This is a genomic window from Erythrobacter sp. JB1-4 (assembly GCF_057365025.1).
On record NZ_CP200292.1, the window covers coordinates 923276 to 942887 of the forward strand.

At 55.0% G+C, this 19612-nt stretch carries 18 protein-coding genes; 5 read left to right on the top strand and 13 right to left on the bottom strand.

The genetic code is table 11. From position 1 onward, the window contains the following. Positions 1 to 425 precede the first annotated feature (425 nt). The 8 genes from AC0V61_RS04200 to AC0V61_RS04235 form a co-directional block, all read right to left on the bottom strand. Positions 426 to 791, bottom strand: a complete 366-nt coding sequence (locus AC0V61_RS04200; RefSeq protein ID WP_486156018.1) for a DUF2280 domain-containing protein — start codon at positions 789 to 791, stop codon at positions 426 to 428. Positions 792 to 1009: 218 nt separating this feature from the next. Continuing rightward, a complete protein-coding gene (locus AC0V61_RS04205) occupies positions 1010 to 2185 on the bottom strand; it encodes a DUF3631 domain-containing protein (RefSeq protein WP_486156019.1) in 1176 nt (391 codons plus the stop codon). Positions 2186 to 2686: 501 nt separating this feature from the next. Beyond that, positions 2687 to 2884, bottom strand: a complete 198-nt coding sequence (locus AC0V61_RS04210; protein WP_486156020.1) for a hypothetical protein — start codon at positions 2882 to 2884, stop codon at positions 2687 to 2689. Between the two features lie 100 nt (positions 2885 to 2984). Further along, complete coding sequence (locus AC0V61_RS04215) at positions 2985 to 3671, bottom strand: hypothetical protein (RefSeq protein ID WP_486156021.1); 687 nt, start codon at positions 3669 to 3671, stop codon at positions 2985 to 2987. Between the two features lie 374 nt (positions 3672 to 4045). Further along, entirely contained in the window at positions 4046 to 4408 is a 363-nt protein-coding gene (locus AC0V61_RS04220) for a hypothetical protein (protein ID WP_486156022.1), read from the bottom strand. A 52-nt stretch (positions 4409 to 4460) separates the two neighbouring features. After that, entirely contained in the window at positions 4461 to 4628 is a 168-nt protein-coding gene (locus tag AC0V61_RS04225; RefSeq protein ID WP_486156023.1) for a hypothetical protein, read from the bottom strand. Positions 4629 to 4837: 209 nt separating this feature from the next. Next, positions 4838 to 5038, bottom strand: a complete 201-nt coding sequence (locus AC0V61_RS04230; RefSeq protein ID WP_486156024.1) for a hypothetical protein — start codon at positions 5036 to 5038, stop codon at positions 4838 to 4840. A 93-nt stretch (positions 5039 to 5131) separates the two neighbouring features. Then, complete coding sequence (locus AC0V61_RS04235; protein ID WP_486156025.1) at positions 5132 to 7858, bottom strand: hypothetical protein; 2727 nt, start codon at positions 7856 to 7858, stop codon at positions 5132 to 5134. Between the two features lie 523 nt (positions 7859 to 8381). Here AC0V61_RS04235 and AC0V61_RS04240 point away from each other — a divergent pair. Beyond that, positions 8382 to 9371, top strand: a complete 990-nt coding sequence (locus AC0V61_RS04240) for a hypothetical protein (RefSeq protein ID WP_486156026.1) — start codon at positions 8382 to 8384, stop codon at positions 9369 to 9371. Positions 9372 to 9526: 155 nt separating this feature from the next. Here AC0V61_RS04240 and AC0V61_RS04245 read toward each other — a convergent pair whose 3' ends face one another. Next, positions 9527 to 10801 (bottom strand): tyrosine-type recombinase/integrase, encoded by a 1275-nt coding sequence (locus tag AC0V61_RS04245; RefSeq protein ID WP_486156027.1) that lies wholly within the window; start codon positions 10799 to 10801, stop codon positions 9527 to 9529. Positions 10802 to 11188: 387 nt separating this feature from the next. On the opposite strand from AC0V61_RS04245, the gene AC0V61_RS04250 reads away from it, so the two are divergent. After that, entirely contained in the window at positions 11189 to 11311 is a 123-nt protein-coding gene (locus AC0V61_RS04250; protein WP_486156028.1) for a hypothetical protein, read from the top strand. A gap of 121 nt (positions 11312 to 11432) precedes the next feature. Here AC0V61_RS04250 and AC0V61_RS04255 read toward each other — a convergent pair whose 3' ends face one another. Together AC0V61_RS04255 and AC0V61_RS04260 are read right to left on the bottom strand one after the other, a co-directional pair. Next, positions 11433 to 12860 (bottom strand): sigma-54-dependent transcriptional regulator, encoded by a 1428-nt coding sequence (locus AC0V61_RS04255; protein WP_486156029.1) that lies wholly within the window; start codon positions 12858 to 12860, stop codon positions 11433 to 11435. After that, positions 12860 to 13390 carry a heme NO-binding domain-containing protein gene (locus tag AC0V61_RS04260; protein ID WP_486156030.1) on the bottom strand — a complete coding sequence of 177 codons (531 nt, stop codon included), beginning with the start codon at positions 13388 to 13390 and terminating at the stop codon, positions 12860 to 12862. The genes AC0V61_RS04255 and AC0V61_RS04260 overlap by 1 nt, the downstream gene beginning before the upstream one ends. A gap of 253 nt (positions 13391 to 13643) precedes the next feature. Between AC0V61_RS04260 and AC0V61_RS04265 the strand changes: the two genes are divergently transcribed. From AC0V61_RS04265 to AC0V61_RS04275, 3 genes are read left to right on the top strand one after another with little or no spacing between them, the layout of a single operon-like run. Further along, entirely contained in the window at positions 13644 to 14903 is a 1260-nt protein-coding gene (locus AC0V61_RS04265; RefSeq protein WP_486156031.1) for a polysaccharide biosynthesis/export family protein, read from the top strand. Beyond that, positions 14900 to 16327, top strand: a complete 1428-nt coding sequence (locus tag AC0V61_RS04270) for a GumC family protein (RefSeq protein WP_486156032.1) — start codon at positions 14900 to 14902, stop codon at positions 16325 to 16327. The genes AC0V61_RS04265 and AC0V61_RS04270 overlap by 4 nt, the downstream gene beginning before the upstream one ends. Beyond that, entirely contained in the window at positions 16282 to 17529 is a 1248-nt protein-coding gene (locus AC0V61_RS04275) for an O-antigen ligase domain-containing protein (RefSeq protein ID WP_486156033.1), read from the top strand. Before AC0V61_RS04270 ends, AC0V61_RS04275 begins: the two co-directional genes overlap by 46 nt. A 92-nt stretch (positions 17530 to 17621) precedes the next feature. Here AC0V61_RS04275 and AC0V61_RS04280 read toward each other — a convergent pair whose 3' ends face one another. After that, the gene (locus tag AC0V61_RS04280; RefSeq protein ID WP_486156034.1) at positions 17622 to 18611 is read right to left on the bottom strand and encodes a glycosyltransferase family 4 protein; all 990 of its coding nucleotides are present in this window, start codon (positions 18609 to 18611) and stop codon (positions 17622 to 17624) included. Continuing rightward, positions 18608 to 19594, bottom strand: a complete 987-nt coding sequence (locus AC0V61_RS04285; protein WP_486156035.1) for a glycosyltransferase family 2 protein — start codon at positions 19592 to 19594, stop codon at positions 18608 to 18610. Before AC0V61_RS04285 ends, AC0V61_RS04280 begins: the two co-directional genes overlap by 4 nt. Positions 19595 to 19612: the final 18 nt, after the last annotated feature.

Below are 19612 nucleotides of genomic sequence, written 5' to 3' on the forward strand. Positions count from 1 at the left end.
ACCAAAACTGTATCCCTGCTTTCCCCCGTGAAGCATTCGAGGGGCCGTCATTACGACGTTATTGTGATCCGAACAATTAGCGAGGGTACTTTTATTGATGAACAAAAGGCCCTCATCAGAAATTAGAAGGCCGGAGATGATCGCTCGTAGAGCCAGTACGCGTTCCACAGCGAATAGAGCCGAACGTTGCTTCCATTAGCGTGATACTATGAAGATTCTTCGCGAGTTGGGCGTTTTGATCATGCGGAAAGCTTGGGTCGTTTCAGACACAAGAACAAGCAGAATTGGCTGCGATTGCAGTTGGAAATCAGGCTGCTGATGGTCCTTCCCTCATTTGTGAGTGGTGGGTGTGAGATCAAATTCCTGTTGATGCAATATGGTGGATGCTGATTGAAATCTCATAGGTCGTGACTGGAAGTGGGGCGTCAACGCCGAAACCAGTTTCCCATTTCCTTCGCTGCCAGCTCTAAGGCTTTTAGTGCGCGTGCATAGTCTCCCGCGATCCGCGCGCGGTCGTGAATGTGCTGAAGCTGGCGCAAGCGGTATGCTCGGTGCGAAATGGCGATCCCCCCGAGCTCCTTGTCACAGTTCTCGCGGACTGTCTTATGGTACTGCCTCCAGTTCTCTGAACTTGCAAACTGAAAGGACATGGGATCGTATGAGCGCACGTGCCGCGGCGTCAGATTAATGCCGAACTCGTCAGCAATCAGTTCAACCACTTCCGTGTGCGTGCGATAACACGCTAAATGCTGAACAATACGGCGCTTTATGGCAGGGGTGAGACGTCTCATCGGGTAAGTCTAGGGTAAGTCTCTCTTAGGGGTTCTACCCTTCTCCCAGTGGGGACGGTTAAAACGAATGACCAGTAAGACACTCTTTGAAGCACTCAACTGGCGCAGCGCTTGAGACCCCAAAGAGGGCGTCGGATTCAAGGCTTGGGACACGTCCTCTGAAAAGCTAGATGAAGTCGGAGTTGTACTCGGGTCGCGACGACACTTCTTGTCGCTCATCATGAGATCATTTCGCCTGTTACGCCTGTTACGGACTTGTCATCAAAGTAGGTTACAGAAGAAACGGAAGGGAGATAGCGCTGCCAAGCATCATACAAGCTTTCACGGGTGTAACCCTTGGCAGTGCCGGTATCAGTACGGATCGTCTTGGACTTCACATCATACTTGGACAGTCGACGGGCGAGGCCGCGCGGATCCAAAGGTTTGCCTCTCAAGTCTCCCCAAGGTCTTTCGGCCATTGCGCATAGCTTCTCGAGAATCTGGTCGGTGCGCATCTGGTCACAATCGCCAAAGATGGTGTGCAGGTCGGCGAGCAGTTTAATCCCGAGGCTGGGACCGCCTTCCTTAGTATCCGTAACAAGCGTCACAGCCGCAACACGGGCAAGCTGCGGCCACCTCCCTCCAGCCAAGTCCGCGATAGCAAGAAGCGGCTCCCAAACGTCTGCATCTCGGTCGACGACGCCCTCTGGCATTTCGGGCACTGCGAGACGAAGAACGTTTTCTGCCTCGTCAATTAGCGCTGCCAGCTCGTCCCGCAGCTCCCAACCTAGGTGGGCGTGCTGTCGGCGGCGATAGGGTTCAACCCTTTCGCCCGGCGCGCGACGGCGCATCTTGATAAGAATCGAGCGCGTGCGGATTGTGTCCGGCAGATCGTCTAGCCCTGCCAAGGCAACTGCACAGTATGCTGGGATCTCCTCGGTGTGGATTTCCTTTCCTTTGGTAACACAGCGGCCTGCGACCGCGCCCCTCCGGTGTCCAGCATTGAGCAGGCCACGGATTTCTTCGTTGTTCTTGGCCTTGGGCCCAAACACGGTATCAATCTCATCAAATAGGATTGTCGGCCTGCCCTCCTCGTCACCCACCTTTCTAAATAGGTAGGCGGCAGTGACATTCACCGCTTCCACCGGACGCGGCACGAGGTTCTCGGTCATCTCCAGAACGCGCGTTTTACCGCTGCCTGGCTCGGGCGACAGCACGGCGAGACGAGGTGTGGATTCCCAAGCATCCATAGAGTGACAGTGCGCGATCCAGAGTACGTGCGCGATGGAGGCATGAGAACTGGGATAGGCGATGAAGCGAGACAGATATGCATGCACCTCGTCGAGCAGCCCAGCTAGAGCAGTTTTATCGGTCCGCGGTGGATGGACTTCGTCGTGGTAATCAAAGCACTTCACAACGACCTCTCCTCGTTATTGAGTGAGTCCGCTGCCATGGCTGACTTAACAAGCGCGCGGCACAGAATGCTGGCAAGTTCGAGCTGTGCCAAGCTCTCGCCGGGCCGAAAGACAAAACCACCCGCGACTTCGTGCGCATGACATGCGCATTCAGTCGCTAGCCAACTCAACGTGCGTCCACGCAGCACAGCTGCATAGTCGCGAGCCTTCAACAATGTGACGCGTAGAGCGAGTTCTCGGCCAACCGCGTCAGGCACGTATTGTCTCACGTGAGCTTCCAGTGCGGCCTCAGTCGAAGTCACTTGTTTACCAATCATGGCAGAGGCCTCAGATCTCGGAAGCGGCTATGGGTGCCGCTTCGTGCGGACTGATACAATACGATGAAATCAGGAACTTCGATTGCAGGGCATAGGGCCCGAAATGATCGCGAAACAAGCCACAAGAACTAGCTCGCAATCCTCGCGCTTCACCCGCGCGAGTTTCACTTTTGCGTGGCATGACTCATACCTCTCTGCCGATCGTGGGAAGACTTTCGATGAGTTCTTGTGCGGCAGCAAAGTCCCAGAGAGTACGGCCACCTAGTTTCTTTGCTCGCAGTTTGCCCTGAGCCAAAAGCTCATATGCGCGCGTTCTGCCAAATGCACCCGGGTAGCGTGCCTGAAGGGCTTTCAGATCCCCCCATCGTGGTTCGGTATTCATGTTCGATTGCTCCATGCTGGTTCGGGCGGGATGCTCCGAACACCGCTGGAGAAGTAATGATGCTAGCCCGTCGTATTTTTCATAGGGTAGAAAATACAAATCATGCTTGCCGCAATTCAGCCTTTGCGTTCAGTGCTTTGACCTGAGCATCGATTGCTGTGCGAAGCCCTTCCTTGTCACCACCCGCTACATTTGCATCGACTTCCATCGCTATCTTCATCTGATTGTACGAATCGTAGAGGAGGTCATTGTGTCCATCCTGCCTCTGGTAGCTCCTTGCCGATTCCAAGGACTTCCGAGTGACCAGACCAAAATGCAGTCCCGAGAAGCGTCTTGCAGCGCTTTCAAGCTTTGCTTCACTGCCATTGCCATTTTGGTGAGCTTCTAGCCACACATCGGCCAACGCAGCTAACTGTCCCTGCTTCGCAGAGTCTTGAAGGCTGCGGCTGGCTTTAGCCCCCTTTAGCTTTTCGCAGAACAGTGGATCGGGGCGATTCTGTTCGCAAAGGTCAACTATGGCCCAGATTACACGGCTGAGAGGAACGAGAGTAGCATCGCTGAATCCCTGCAGTTTGAGGTATTCGGAGGTTGCCATGATGGCATCGCAAACGGCCTGTCGCTGCAATTGCGGCCCAGCTTCATAAGCTTTCGCAGCATCGACTAGTTGACCATGAAGCTCGTCGGTTACAGTGTCTGTAGCATCAACAATCTTGCGAACATATTGTTCGGACGCTTGTTCTTCTACAATAGAGCACACCTGCTCCTTTGTCGGTCCGGTCACCTTCATCCCGCTTCCCTTCGCGGCTCCCAAGGTTGAAGCGGGGAAGCGCGTGGGAAGCGCGCTTGTCGGCTGGCCGGCCTATCCCCATTCGAAGGATAGGCAAATTTTGCCGGTGCAGGAAGGCTGCAGACTGCCAACTGTAACCGAGTAGGTGGACGGTGAGCTTACGATCCACATTCAAAGGTTCGTCTTCATTGCTCACACTGGATAAGACTGATCTTAGATAGTCAGTGGCAGCGGCAAGTAAGCCAGCCTAGTCGCGCAATTCGATTGGCCGAAACCAGAACTCCAAAACTCCGTGAGCCTCGATTCAATTGCACAAATATTAGGCCCTCTCTTCAAGGGCGATCTGTGCTTAGGATGTGCGGCGGTAGGCCTAGCTATTCACCTTCGCTCAACTCTACATCGGTTGCCGTCTCCGATAGCATTGAAACTTGAATTTCGGAAAGCGTCGCTTGAAGGCTGTTGAACTTCGTTTCAAGTTCTTCGAACTCTTGCCGCGATACAAACCTGTCTCTCACTTCTTTAGCCGTGTAGACAGGCACAAGTGCCTGACTGGCCTTGGCTGCGGCGTCCTTCTTTGAGCTAGCGTTAATCTCCACACGGTTCTCTGCGATGCCCCTCCAAGTGAATCCTGCATGGGCTGGATAGGACTGTCCGGGTGCCACCAAAATTTCAGCGCTGGCTGCCGCCGCCAAGATCGCGCTGGCCACTACGCCAATGCCGATTAGTGAGTTTCGCATGATTGTCGTCTCCGAGTTAAGTGAGGGTTTCGCTCTGCAATGTGAAGGTCACTCATTCCCCCTCAGCATTGCCCTCACGTTGCCCCTCTGCCAGCAACATTTGGTTTAGAGTTTCCGTTGCGCCTTTCAGCTCTTCGACGTCCGCTCGTAGGGCATCAACATCGTTATTGTATTTCTCGAGCGGCACGAACTTTTGGCGCACTTCCTCAGCTGTAAACACTTGGGCACCTTTGTTTTCAGGCCTCCCATTCTTCGAATAGGTTCCGAACTCATTCCGGAATGAATAGGCACAGCCATATTCTCCCGAGCACTGGTTTGGGCCCGAAACATTATAGGGAGCCACCCATGTTTCCGCAGCAAGGGCACTTGCGCCGAACGCAGCGATGCAAGTTACAAGAATTGATAGCTTCCTAATCATGGGCATTCCTTTCACTCTGAGAGAAGTTGTGCTTGGATTTCGGCAAGCGTCGCATTGAGATTGGCGAACTCCTGCTTCAGGGCTTCATGCTCCGATTTACGGACAAACTTCGCGCTCACCTCTTTTGACGTAAAAACGGTCGGAACATTGCTCTTCACAAACTGCGCGCGTCTATTGGGGCGGGTACTTTTTCCAGTTTGGTCATCCGACATCGAAACGAACACCCATCCTCTGTGCTTTCCGTTTTCCCATCGGGGCACCCAACGGCCATCGGGGATTCGAAGCATAAGTGCTTTCTCCTTTCACTAATTGCGTTCTGATCGAAGCAAGCTGATGGCGAGTGCCTCTAGTTCTGCCTCTGAAAGGTCGTCGGCCAGCCCGAAATCAATTAGCCGCGAGCCGATGTGCTCTCTGGCCGTTTTCAGGTCAGATACTGTCTTGGGATAGATAAAGGCCCGCTCGTTGAATGCTAAAACTTCGGGAAGGGGAATCCGAAGCCCCTCGGCCTCTTTGTCGTCTTTTTTGAGTTCGATGAAGATTCTACCTTCCTCGTCTTTGAAGAACTTGTCTTGGGGGCCGAAGACGGTCCGCAGCAAAGCGAAAGCGTTGCCTTTCTTCGACTTCTCAGCGAAGCCGACCGCCAGCTGATAAGCCGTCGATTTGGGGGTCTTTAAAGGAATCTGAGCACCCTTCACGTCGTAGATGCCAAATCGATCATGAAGCAACTTCAGCACCACATTATGCGCAAGATAGGGCCGGTCCCTAAGCAACGAGAGCGTCGCGGACCTAGGCTCTCCTTCTTTTTCAAGAGCATCGACCAAAGCGAGAACGGTAAGGTCACCATACTCAATCATTGAATTCGCCATCGCAGTATCCAACGCTGACATGGCTCGGGTAAGGTGCTCTTCACCCGTCGTTGGAAAGTTTGGGATGACAGGGAAGCGGAGCAGATCAGCATCAGTTGGCATGCTTCCGTCAGCGTTTCGAGGAATCTTATAGAAATCGACCGCGGCCGCCTCTGTCGCCACCCAATAAGCCACGCGAGCCGCCCTGTCAGTGATAAGTGGCCGACTTAGACCACGCTTCGCAACTGCGTTCGGTTTTGGACTTGCAATTGGGTCCTTCGCGCAAAGCAAAAGCCCCAGCCTCCTCCCTTTGAGTTGGCCCGACTGGCCGCATGGGTCTGATTTCTGGGAGATGGCAGCCGCTCTTTTCACCAGTGTATTCACATCATGTGTGGGCGAAGAGTAAGAGGCAAAAGCCGCCCAGGGTTCGATCTGCGAGGAGGTCAGGTACAGTTCAACCAGCTTCCAGAGTTTCCCGCGCTCATCCTGAACCCTGAGGATTACCTTATCCGGCTCGTCAGTATCTGTTCGAATATCCATGAAAGAGCCGAAGAGATTGTTGTTTGAGATCGGCTCAAAGTTGGTGGCTATTGCGCTCCCGCACTCATCCATTTCTTTGTCGTAGTTGTTTCCAAACTGCCACGCTTTAGAAAATGTCGAGAACCGAGCTGCATCATATTCATATCCGGCGCCTTCTGCTTTTTCCCATAGCGTTTTACATGGGGCCCAATTTTTATTGAAGTTTGCTGCGGTTAGTTGGCGAATTTGCTCTATTGCGAGGTCAGTGGTGTCAAGGCGTGAATTCAAGTTCGCAAAGTGATCATCCATCCTCGCCGATAGCTTGGTTATTTGCTGACTCAACTTTCGTTGGTTCTCTAGGACCTTATCAAGCTTTTTGTTGATCTGTGAAAACTGAGCTTTGAGATACTCCATCATTGGGTCAGGTTTCGATTTGCCAAACATCCCACTGATCCCGGCGACTGCCCCCAAATAGTTGCCAGAAGCGGCGGCATTGAACGCATTGAAAGCAGCCCCGCCGAGGGCTACGACTTTCGGCGCGTCACCCGCATCAATTCCCAGATTGTCAGCAATTGTAACTAAGTCGTTCGCCCCCTGAAGAACCTGGCCAGCAGTGGCGATCTGGTCTTGCAAATCAGCTTCAGCTTCAAACCGCTCGACGAGCGCATCTTTGAGCTCTTTCTGCTTGCTGGGGCTGCATTCAGTGTCTGTCTCAGGACAAGCGAAGCGCTCACTCATGAAGCCGGACTTGAGCGCCTCGGCCTTCTCTCTGGCTGGCATTCTTGAGAAAACAAAGTCGTTCACGAACGATGCGTTGCGTTCTTGAACGTCGAGCCTTGCATCGATCCGCTCAACCGCTTTGTCGATCCTTTTGACACTTGCCTCCATGCTCACAAGGACCTTTGCTTGCTGGTCGAGTGAATCGGCAGTCCATTGAGCAAATTTTCTATGAGATTCTGAGAGCTTAGTAAGGCGAGTGTCGAGGGAGTTAATCGCCTCACTATTTTCCCCTATGAGGTCGAGTTGCGCCTTTGAGGTATTGATTATTGTGTCGACGATCAGGTCCTTAGAAAACTCCTTTGCATCCGGATCAGAAACCTTAGATTCAAGGTCTTTGAACGTAGCTCCACCTTCACTGAGTTTCTTCTTTAAAGAGGCGGCGTCTAGTGTTCTGAGTTCCTCGTAACTCAATCCCGCATCGGCGATCACTGTATCCCTGTTGTCAGCCAAATATGCTTTCATGCTAGCTTGGGCTTCGACCCTTTGTCCTGCGAAGATCGCATCGCTACCCGCTTGCACTGTCATTCTAACCATAGCAACTGGAGCAGCCGCGCTACCACCTGTTGCCGCCACGGTGACTGTCGCTGCCAGATCAGCTATGAGATCGACGGTGCCTTGTAGCATGTCAATTTCGCCATTTAGCTGCGCTCGCTTTCGATTGTAGTTATTGATTACTTTGGTGGCTGCAGCAGCGGTTGTGTTTGCCTCTGAAGGATTTGGCACGGTTTGAAACGACTGTGACCCGACAATGCTTTTGGTCGCCGCAATTCCCCATTTGGTGGCAGCGATACCTAAAGATTTCAGTATGATTTTATCGGATTGCTTTGATGGCTGGGCACCGGAGTAACTTGCAGTCGTCAGTAGCAACCCCGCAGCAAGTAGACGCATTCTAATCATCGAATCCCCCCGAATTCTATAGCAGAAGAGAGACTAACTCTTTTCTCAGATTTAGCCAGTCTTACTAAATCTCTTTTAGCTAGTCGCATTCAATAACAGGGATACGGGGGCACCTTGCTAGTCAGTCTGTTGAATCGAAAGTGGCTTAGGAAAGAGAGGATAGACCACGTTACCAAGGTGCGGTTTGGCAAGGTGTTGGAGTGGATTGATCATACTTGGCCTTTCAGCACCGGAAAGCTGCCTTTGGCATGCTCTCCAAGTGACAATTTTGGCTGCGAGGCCAGCTTGCTCAGAAGTTAGTCAGGACCGGCTAGTCGGCAAACGAAGAAGAATTGGCCATAGACAGTCACGCTCGTACGTCTCGGACTCGGTTGGACACCGACTGTCCAGCGCACATCAGTGGCTTGCTCTAGGTGCGTAATTGGAGATCAGCCAAAATTGAGACCGTGCTCTTATGCCTTTTGCGCGAAGCTGTCCGATAATTTTCACGGTTCTTGTGCTACGAACGCCAATCATGAAACCAAGCTCCACCGTTACGAAATCCAAGCTCACGCTTTTGGAAACGGTTTATCCGCCGATTTCCAATCAGGAGGCTATCTGGCTTCAGGATGACCCTGAGGTCGAAACAGTGCTCAGGCAAAGCGACTTCTACATGATCGGCGGTCGCGCGGAAGCGAGGTATCTAAATCTGGTTGTCGACCCTGAGACCTACATCGCCAGTTTTGATTTTGTCATCGGTGACGATTTCCGAGATCCAGTTGAGATTCACATCCGAGAATTGCCAGGTGTCAAATCTTCGGATGCATCATCCTTTTGGCTCGAGGGTGGTGAAAAAAATATCCGGATCTGGGATGGTCCGGTTGATGAACCGGGCTCCAAAGTGCTCAACTGGTTTACGACCGAGAAGCTAATCTGGGATCGCTCTCGTGGGTGCCCTGGCATCGAGCGTTTCGACCGTCACCGGGACGCTGCGATCTACGATCTCCTTTATGTTGGAATCGCAAAGGTTGGGGATAGCTTTAGTCGCTTAATCAGGAACGGCCACAAGGCCCGCATGGATATTCTCGGTACCGAACCCCAGCGCTACCCCGGAGCGCGGGTCACCGACGAAATTTTCCTGTTCCTATTTAGCGCTCAGCCAATGATCATGACGACCTTTGAGCTCGATCATGATTTTAAAGACGAGGATTTCAACGGAGCTTACGACCAAAAGCGCATTGTGGCTGACGCCGAAAAGGCCTTTGTGAGCCTCCTTAAGCCGGAATACAATGTGATAAAGTTCTCAAATTATCCAAAAGGCGCAGACGGGCTCTATGGCTCAGACTACGTTCGATATGGCTACACGATTTGCGAAAGCTTTTCCTTCAATACACCGCATGGCCGGTTCAGAGGAAGCCGTGACTCGTCAACTGGCCTTATTACCAACGACTCCGACGCCATCTTCGTTGAGGGGAATTCAGTAAAGCTGTTCGTCGCGGGCGTCGACTTCCCAGCTGAACGGTGACCAGCTTCGGCCACAGCGGCTCCAACAAGTCATCTCGACTGAAGAGAATTGGAGGCCTCTAATAGGCCGCCGCTAAGGGTGGTATCGATTGGATTTCCATATCTACCTTGGTTCTGCCAACCAGAAAGTAGAATGACCGTATCTCACGCTCAATATCAGGCGTTAGGCCATGCTTTTTGCCTGATTGGAACCACCTTGGTATTAGCCGTGCTGCCGCTCGCGCAGTATTCCGCCCAATCATCCATAAGGCGCCGCGGTTTATCGAACATATCCCCTCGCCGATAGGCGCGCTCCACCGCATTGCCGATCGAGTGAGCGAGCGCCATTTCAGCGACCTCATGGGCATAGCTAGTCTGCTCGGCTGCCCAATCTCGGAAACCTGACCGGAAACCATGCACGGTCGCATCTACCTCCATGCGCCGCAATAGCATCGACATAGCCATGGCAGACAACTTGCCGCCGCGTGCGCTTGGGAACAAGTAATCACTACCCAGAGCTTTTGCACTTTCCAGTAGCTCGATTGTCCGCGGTGACAGTGGAACACGATGTTTCTTCGCTGCCTTCATGCGTCTGGCTGGTACCGTCCAAAGCGCAGCCTCAAGATCGACCTCTCCCCAATTTGCTCCGATGACCTCCCCGGAACGAGCAGCAGTGAGAACAGTAAACTCCAAGGCCATTGCAGCCACTGCTTCACGAGCGTGGAGTGCGCGCACAAAGGCCGGTATCTTGATGTAAGGCATCGCTTTGTGATGGCCGCGCGATAGCTTCGTACGAGCAGGGAGTATTTGACCTAGATGCCCGCGCCAGCGCGCCGGGTTCTCTCCTTCGCGGTAACCATGCGCCTTGGCGCTATCGAGCACCGTTTCAATTCGCCCGCGAATACGGCTGGCAGTTTCGGCCTTTTCTTTCCAGATCGGCTCAAGGATTTTGAGGACATGCGCTGTTTCGACCTCGGCAACCGGCAAGTCCCCGATAACCGGATAGACATATGTCGAGAGCGTGTTTCTCCATTGTTGGCGATGCTTTGGATTGCGCCAGCTTTCCTCGTTCGTAGCGATATAGGCGGTCGCTACATCCTTGAACGTCGTTCCGGCCATCATGGCGGCCTGAGCCGTCGCAAACGCCTTTGCGGCCTTTCTGTCCCTTTCCTCCAGCGGATCTATGCCTGCCTTGACCTTGAGACGCAGCGCTGCCGCTTCATCGCGCGCATCGGCGAGAGACAATCCGCCTTGACCAGCCGCTCCCAAGCCAACGTCACGCGACTTGCCCTTTAGCATGAAGCGATACACCCATGAACGTGCCCCGGTCGGCTTCACAAGCAAATGTAGCCCGCCACCATCAGCATGACGTCCTGGTTTGGCATTCTTGACCGCAAGAGATGTAAGGGCGTTGTGTAGTTTGCGCGGCATTTCGGTTCCCAGTCCGGTCATAAAACCTGCCAGCGCCTTGCCAAAGTGGCGGAAATAGCAGCCGTTCCCATAACCGTTACCTGATAATAGCGTGGCTTTATGGGAACACAATCGAACATGATTGAACGGCTGGAGAGAAAATATCAATTAAATACAAGGCATTTTTGTACCTTCCGAGCTCTATTCGAACAAACCTGAAAGCCAGTTAGGCGGACTCCGTCTCCGCCATTTTCTCATTGGAACCATTGCCCAAGGTAAAGCAGCAAGGCTGTGTGCCCAATTGCGCTCTGCCAAGCGTGCGCGCCTACTGACCTGCCCATTAGACAATTGGCGGCTACGGATGGCTTTTGGTTCTCAGCCAACCAGCTGCTCACAAGTATTACGCTGTGTCGCGAGCGAACAAGGGGGATGTCCGCCATCACCTTCACAACCGGTCTTGGCGCGGTGGCTGCACAAAAGACGGATGCCCTCGCGCCAATAGGCCCGTTCATTGGAGGCAGTCTCGTCGCTTTGGAGCCTCTGATCAGCTGAGGAAATTGGACCGCCCATTTCTCTGCCCTCTTTGTCCCTTTGGACCAACCGCTTCGCCCCTCATTTTCGCGCGCTACATTAAGAAGTCATCGGTATTGCTGCGAAGCCTTGCGGGCGCGGATTAACCGGCCCACCGCTCGAGTTTGCGATAGATTGTAGAGGGACTGACCCCAAGACCGCGAGCGGCTTGAACAATGTTGCCCGAACTGCGCGAAATGGCTTGTTCGATCGCTAGCCGCTCAACTTGGTCAAGGGTCATGCCGGCGAAATCTGCGTTGGAAGCTTGCAGCGTTTCGCCGGCTTCGATGCCTTGGGGCGCTGCATGTAAAAGGCCGGGTCCTGACGGCTCCTCCATTCGATGGGGCAAAGGGGCGCGGGGGGCGGGCTGCAATCCTGTAGACAAGTCCACCTTATCACCCACCCCTGTGATAATCGCTCGGCGAAGGGCATTTTGCAGCTCTCGAACATTGCCAGGCCAATTGTGCTGTTTGAGATAGGCCTCACTGGTAGCGGTAAAACCCGAAATGGCGCGCCCCTCCTCTGCGGCGATCCTCTCAGCAAGTGCGCCCGCAATTAAGGCAATATCCTCGCCGCGCTCACGAAGAGCGGGAAGCGTTATGGGAATGACATTGAGGCGGTAATATAGGTCCTCGCGAAATCGCCCTTGCGCCACTTCGTGTTCCGGGTTGCGGTTGGTGGCGCACACGATGCGGACATTGACGGGTTCAGCCGCAGAGCTGCCGACGCGCTGGATCATACCGGTTTGAAGGAACCGCAGGAGTTTAACCTGAAGCCTTAAATCCATCTCGCAGATTTCATCGAGGAACAGCGTGCCGCCATCAGCCGCTTTGGCCGCACCGATCCGGTTTTCAACGGCCCCTGTGAAGGCACCTTTGACATGGCCGAACAGCTCGGATTCAAGCAAGTTCTCAGGGATGGCTCCGCAATTGATCGCAACAAACGGCCCGCTTTTGCGCTTACTTGCCGAGTGGATAGCCTCAGCGGTGACTTCCTTACCAGTGCCGCTTTCCCCCGTGACGAAAACAGTCGCTTTGGAATCTGCCACGCTTTCGATCGTGCGATAGACGGCCTTCATAACCGGGGACTTGCCAATAAACCCATGGAAGCCGTTGTCTTCGGCTGGTGCCTCGACAGGTCCTGCATCCGACAGCGACGCGCGTCCACTTTGTTCAGCGGCATTGCCAACTGTGCTAAGCAATCGGGTGCCTGATACCGGCTTTACCAGGAAGTCATACGCACCCAGCCGCATTGCGCTGATCGCGCGGTTCAGCGATCCATCAGCCGTCACAACGATCACCTCAGGGTTGCTTTTGCTTCCCGGCAGGGCATCGAACAACGTCAATCCATCGCCATCGGGCAATTGCAGATCGAGCAAAACGACATCGAATTTATCCGCGACGAGCGAGCGGCGCGCCTCGATCAAAGTTTCACAAAGGCTAACCTCGTGCCCCGCATCTTCGAGCTGTGCAGCGTAGCCAAGTGCCAAAGAGGCGCTGTCTTCGACGATGAGAACTTTGACGTTAGGCATTACTGGATCCTGAAATATGCGGTCTTGCCAGATGGGTCGCGGTTGACCCAATCAATCGAGCGCGGGTCGCTGAAGTGCTTCATGCAGCCTTGCACAAGCCCAAAGGCGATATGCGCAAATGGCCGATGAGAGGAATATTCGACGACGAAACCATCGCCGTCTTTGCGCGAAGAAACTTTTGGCGGCTCGGCATCAGGGTACAGCACGCGCACCTCTTCGTGGATATGATCCTCAATATGGGCGAGCATCCCTTCAGCTGTCGGATAACGCTCGATCAGCTCGGTGTAGAGAATGGTGAAGCGGTCAAACAGGAATTTGCCAAAGGCCTCGCACAGGTCATTTGCGTCAGCGCCAGTGATTTTAGAAGCTGAGGTGACGACTTGCACGGCCTGCTCCCACGGGTAACGCGAGACGCGCGAAAACGCGCCGCCATGCGGCAGCTGCGCGCCCTCCAGCACTTGTTCGGTAAAGCTTGGTCCGCCCGTTTCATCAAGGAAGCCGACCAGCTCCGAATAGATAATACCCTTCATTCAAGACAACTCCGGTGATTGGTTCTGTCTTTCATTATGCAAACGGCGTGCCGAATAATTGGCCGTTTGAGAGCCGATCTTGCCCCGAAGAACCTCCCATAATGCGAATTTCTTTGCAAAACGCAAATCAGAGTGCCGCACTTTGCAAATATGGCAATTCGTTCACTTTGCAATCCACGCAATTCTGCGGTTCTGAACAATTGGCACGATCCTTGTGATGAGTGGGGCAAACACCGTTCAGGGAGTATAGAAAATGCCTCGCCCAAACTTTGTTAAAGCGCTTAGCTGCACCGCTATCGTCGCACTGCTGTCAGGCTGTGTTGCTGGCCCTGCTCCTGCTAATCTTGCAAGTGCCACTTACGCGCCCGGCCAAGTCGCCTGGCAGGGAAGCGGCCAGCCGCGCGGAAAATTTGTGGGCGATTGGATCACCGATGCGCCGGTCGCCCGCGGCGCGCCCACATGCAGCTGGCAGGCTCCGCGTGAGCTCGACACATACACCCGTGTTGCGCCATCAAGCTTTCTGGATCGCACCGCTCCGCTTGGCGCAGGCGACCGTCTGGAAATTACGATCCTTGGCGATGAGGATCGGCTGACAGGCACCTATGTTATTGACAGCGATGGGACCTTGGCTTTGCGCGGTCAGAGCCCGGTGCAAGCTGGCGGCCTTTCCATCAGTGATCTGACCGTGCGCTTGCGCAGCCAGCTTGTCGCAGCCAATATCGTGCGCCCACTGCGAAACGCGGTGAGGGTATCTCTCATTGAAAACGCCGGAGCCTCGGTCTCGGTGGGTGGCGCAGTGTTCCAGCCCGGAGCCGTGCGCGCTGGCGAGCGCAATCCGGAAAGCCGCATTGGCCTTAAAGAAGGCGCGGTGAGCGGAGACGACAATGTCAGCCGCACAATCGCAGGCGCTATCCGTGCAGCTGGCGGCGTTCGCCCCGATGCAGACGTTCAGCGCATCTATTTGCTGCGCGATGGCACCTATGCCGAGTTTGATCTTTCCGGCTTCATCCACGGCTGGTCGAGCCGCGATGTTTCCATTGCGAGCGGCGACCGCGTTCTGGTGCCAAGCCGTACATGCTTTGATGCAGACCTTGTGCGTCCAACCCCGCTCACTGCCCCCGGCATCCGGGTCTATATGTCGAACCTCACGCGCAGTGCGATGAACAATGCAGGCGCGGCCATCGGCGATAAGACCACTTCGCTTCCCTATGGCACTCGGCTGCTTCAAGGGCTGGTCGCCGCCAACTGCGTAGGCGGAAGCTATATGCAGTCGGATCGCCGCGCGGTTTTGATCTCGCGCAACCCGATCAACGGTCAAAGCATCGTGGTGGAGCGCGATATTGAGAAGCTGGTGCGAAGCGCCAATCGTGATGCGCTCAACCCTTACCTTATGCCGGGCGATGCGATCGCTTGTTATGATAGCCGGTGGACAAACTTCCGCGAGGCAGTCGGTCTTGTGACTGATGCGGTCAACACTGCGACGCCCGCAATCTTGTTGGATAGCGCACTGTGAAGACCTTCGCCCCCGATCTTGGTCAGGCTGCACCACCAAGGCGCCTTATGCGTCTTTGGGTGCTGGTGCGCGATGGGCTGCCGTCGGTTGGTCGCTACCGCCGCTATTTCGCGGCGTTGGCGGGACCGCTTGCGCTCGTGTGGGTGTTGGCGCTTGGCTATATCGCTCTTGCCCCGGACCGCTTCGACAGTCGCATGACCTTGATCTTGCCAGGTACAGGCGTTGGGGGCAGCATGAACCTTGAATCGATTGGTCAAGCTACGAGCAACACCTCATCGGCGTTCTCCTCCCCCAGCCTTAGCCCAACCGAGAATTACAAACGTCTGCTTATGTCGGACTTGGTGCTGCGTGATGCGGCGGGGATTGCAGACGAGGATGAGGACGGGTTTCCAAGCCCGAGCATCAAGCTCATCGATCAAACCAACCTCATCGAACTGCGGATGAGCGCAGGGTCAGCCAAGCAAGCGCAGGCGCGTATGCAGGCGCTCCAACAAGCGTTCGACACAGCGCTCCAAACGCTGCGCGAAGATGAAGCGCGCACTCGTGAGGATGCCGACGCATCGCGCATTTCCGACCTTGAGCGTAAGGTCGATGAGGCACAGCAGGCGCTGCTTGATTTTCAGGGACGCACAGGGCTGGTCTCGCTGGATCAATTTGCAGGCCGGATCACCGCGCTTGATCAGTTGAAAGCCAATGAGCGCGAGCGCCGGGTTCGCGTGGTCGAAACGAGCGCTTCTGCCTCGCGCCTCTCATCAACGCTGAACATCACTCTGCCCGAAGCGCGCCGCGCGATGCAGTTAAAAGCAGACCCTGAGTTCCAAGAATTGCTCAGCCGCTATGCCAAGGTGAGCGGCGAGCATGCGGAAAGCTCAGGCACTTTGGGCGATGCCCACTCGAGCATTGAAGAACTCGCAGCAGAGCAAGCCTCCTTGGAAAGCGACCTTGCCCGGCGCGGCGCTGCATTGACAGGTATTGACGGCGCGGCGGTCATCAAGCTTGCTGATCTGTCGGTATCCAACACCCGCGAAAACTTGTTCGCAAGCCTGTCTGAGCGTGACAGCGATCGCACGGGGCATGGCGCTGCACTTGCAGAGCTGCGTCGCCAGATTGCCGGGCAGTCTGCTGATACCGAAGAGCAGGTCGAACAGGCAGCAGAGCTTGCTGACTTGATGCGCGATCTGCGGGTTGCCGAAGCGGTGTTCAGCTCTGCGCTTGCGCGGCTCGACACCAACAAGTCTGATCCTTTTGCCTCTTATCCTCTGGTCCAAACGCTCGAAGCGCCATCACTGCCGCGGGGCAAATCCGCGCCGTCGCCTTTGCTCGTTATCGCCGGCGCTATCGGTGCCACCTTCTTCATTCTAATTGGATTTATGCTGCTATGGCTGAGACAGCCAATCATCCGCAAACTTCTGCCGAACGGTTGATCTTAAGGTCCATTGAGTGGACCTGGGCACTGTGGCTGGTCGGTGGTTTGTACATCGTCGGCCCAGTGCTCGGCTGGGTTCTTGCCGGGATGGTGGCGCTTGCGCTTTACCTTGATCAGATCAAGCCAAGCGCAATCCGCGCGCCCGTCTGGGTGTGGCTTATCGCTATGTTTGCGATGCTGATCATCCTGTGGGTTGGGCACGCAAATTTTGAGCTTGGGACCGCAAAAACCATTAAGTCGAGCGTAGGTTGGGCCAAAGGCTGGGCGCTTATCGCGCTGTTTGTGCTAGCCGGTGCGTGCCTGAAAGTGCGCGCGCAGGTGATTTACCGCGCGGTGTGCAAGCTCGGGCTGCAGACGCTGATCGTTTTGCCAATTTTCATTGCCGCACCCTATATCGGTTTGCCGGAGCTCTTGTGGACCTCTCCGCTCAAAGTGCTGGGCGGTGCAGGGTCAGAATACTTCGCCGCGCAGCTTTATACGATTGAGCCGGGTGCAGGCACACCGCGTTGGCAATTCTTTGCGCCGTGGTCGCCAGCTGCGGGAATGATGGGCGTGCTTTATGTGCTCATCGCCGCACAAGAGAAACACCTTGGCTGGAAAGCGGTTGGCATCGCAGGTGGCCTTACGCTCGCCCTATTTTCGCAATCGCGATTGGCTCTCGTGGCGCTCATCGTGATCGTGCCATTCGTTTGGGGCGCTAGCCGTCTTGGCAAAGGGCATCTTTGGCTGATGGCGGCCCCGGCGGTGCTGGCATTGGGGGTCTTTGGGCCGCTGCTGCTTGAAATCATCGATAGCGCCGTGAGCGAGTTTTCCGCTGCCCGCGCAGACTCCAGCCGGGTTCGCGCAGCGCTTGGCCGGATCGCCATCCACCGTTGGGAAACCGAAGCTTATTGGTTCGGCCACGGCATCGTCGAGAATGGCCCGCATTTGGTTGAGTATATGCCAATTGGCAGCCACCATTCTTGGTATGGGCTTTTGTTTGTGAAGGGTCTCTTGGGGGCTGCCGCGCTTGCCATTGCGCTGGGTATCACTTTCATTGCGCTCCTAATCAAAGCCCAAAGCAACCAAAACGCGCGGGTTGGCCTAGGCCTCACCTTAGCGCTCTTGCTCTACTCCTTTGGAGAGAACCTAGAGATCCTTGCCTACCTCTACTGGCCTGCCCTCGTGCTTATTGGGATCGCGCTGCGCCGCTCTGATTAGGGCCACCGCTCTCCGATGAAGGACCACAAGCAAAAGGCCGCCGACCTCATTGGAGATCGGCGGCCTTCTCTTTGGCGCTAAATCGGAAAGCACTAGGCGTTAGTGCGAGCAATCAGTTCTGCCCAGCGCAAGATGATCGCCTCCAACTGCGTCTTGGCAGCGCTGCGACCCATCGCGCCCATGGTCGCAATGTCGCTCTTTGAAAGGCGGTGGATGGCATCGGCGATGGCCTCAGCTGTATCCATCTTGGCAACCATTCCGGCGTTCCCGACTTGCTCTGGCAAGCCGTCAACGTCAGCCACCAGAATCGCACGCCCCGCCATACGCGCCTCTGTTGCCACAAGGCCAAAGGCTTCATAGCGGGAAGGCACAACAACGGCATCGCACCGGGCGAGGAAATCTGCAGGAGAATTGCTAGGCCCCAGAACTTCGACATGAGGTATGCCAGCGGCCTGTGCTTCAAGCTTTGCACGATCAGGCCCATCGCCAAAGATCGTCAATCCTGCGACCTCAGGAGATACTCCGCGCATGGCCTCGATGAGCTGCGAAAAGTTCTTCACCGCCGCATAGCGACCATAGGCGAGCAATCGCACTGGCGCTCGTTTTGAAGCATGCGTGTCTGGAACGCAAAACAGTTCCTTGCGGTCAGTCCACGGATGGATGGTGCAGAGCTTTCTCGGATCAATGCCAACCTCATTGATAAGCCAGTCCCGCTGTGCTTCCGATACACAGACAATCTCGTTCACCAGCAGCGAAGCAATCTTCAGCATAGTGCGAAAGCGCGTCTTTGATCGCACATGAAGCTGCTCAAAAGCGCGGGTGTAGCTGTGCTCTACATGCACGATCCGGCTGTGTGGGTTGCGGGCGCGCAGGCTCGCCAAAAAGGTCAGTCGCTTCCACGACAGTGCCATATGATCTACAATCAATTCGGCTGACAATTGCGGTGCCATCATGCTTTGTGCATCGATGGGGACGACCTTCGAGCGCGCAATACGCGCAAGCGCTGGCTCTTCGAAAAGAGTCAGCGCCCGGGTCACCCCGCCCATCCCGAAATCATCGAGCAGATGTGTGATGCCTATCATGCGGCTTTCCGCAAGATTGGCCGCATCAGGGTCGTGAAGCGTTCCCGCCCCAGAAGTGAACCGACTGCAACAGCGCCCGCAGTGGTAACCGTTTTGCGAGGCTCCTCAATCAGTATGTGTGGCTTCAACCTTAGGGCAATGCCCAAGAGCTCACTAGCAAGTTGGAAGTTACCCAATTGCACCGCGCGTCTTGCGAGGTAGCGCAGTTGGTAAGCACGCGCTCTTGCTTCGTGCTCGTCCACAAATTCAGGCGCATAGCTGCGCAATTTGCGTAGCATCTTAGTCCAGCTGAGATATTGCTTCACCACATTGGCCGATAACGCCCCGGGGATGATGCGATAGTCGGTCAGCAGACCATCAATTCCCGCAAAGACGACTTCGTGCTTTACCGCAAGACGTATCCACATCTCGATGTCTTCGGACTGACGAAAGCTTTCATCAAACCAACAATCACGCCCGGCAAACTCCGGATGCTCAAACTTCGCGCGGTCAAGAGCGGTCTTGCGCAGCACCGGCGCACTGCCGTTGCCGACCGGGTTGCGGCAAAAAATGTCGCGCGGCGTAATCCGGCCGATCTGCGGGCGCATAGCAACGCTGAGAACGGCACCATCACGGTCAATCATCCGTGACCCGGCATAGCTAACCCCAATGTCAGGGTTCGCCATAAGATGGATGTAGTGCAGGGCGAGCTTCTCTTTGTGCCAGACATCGTCACTATCAAGAAGCGCAACGAACGCGCCTTTCGCGTGCCAAATACCGGTGTTGCGCGCCCCTGCAAGGCCGCGATTTTCCTGACAGACAATGCGGATGCGTGGGTCGGTGAAACCTCTTACGATATCCATTGATGCATCACTGCCACCATCATCGACACAAATAAGCTCGAAATCGGTAAACGTCTGATCCAGCACCGACTGCACCGCTTGGCCAACGAAGTGTTCGACATGGTAGATCGGCATCACGACAGAGATTTTGGGATTGGTCATGGAAATGGCCTTTCGAAA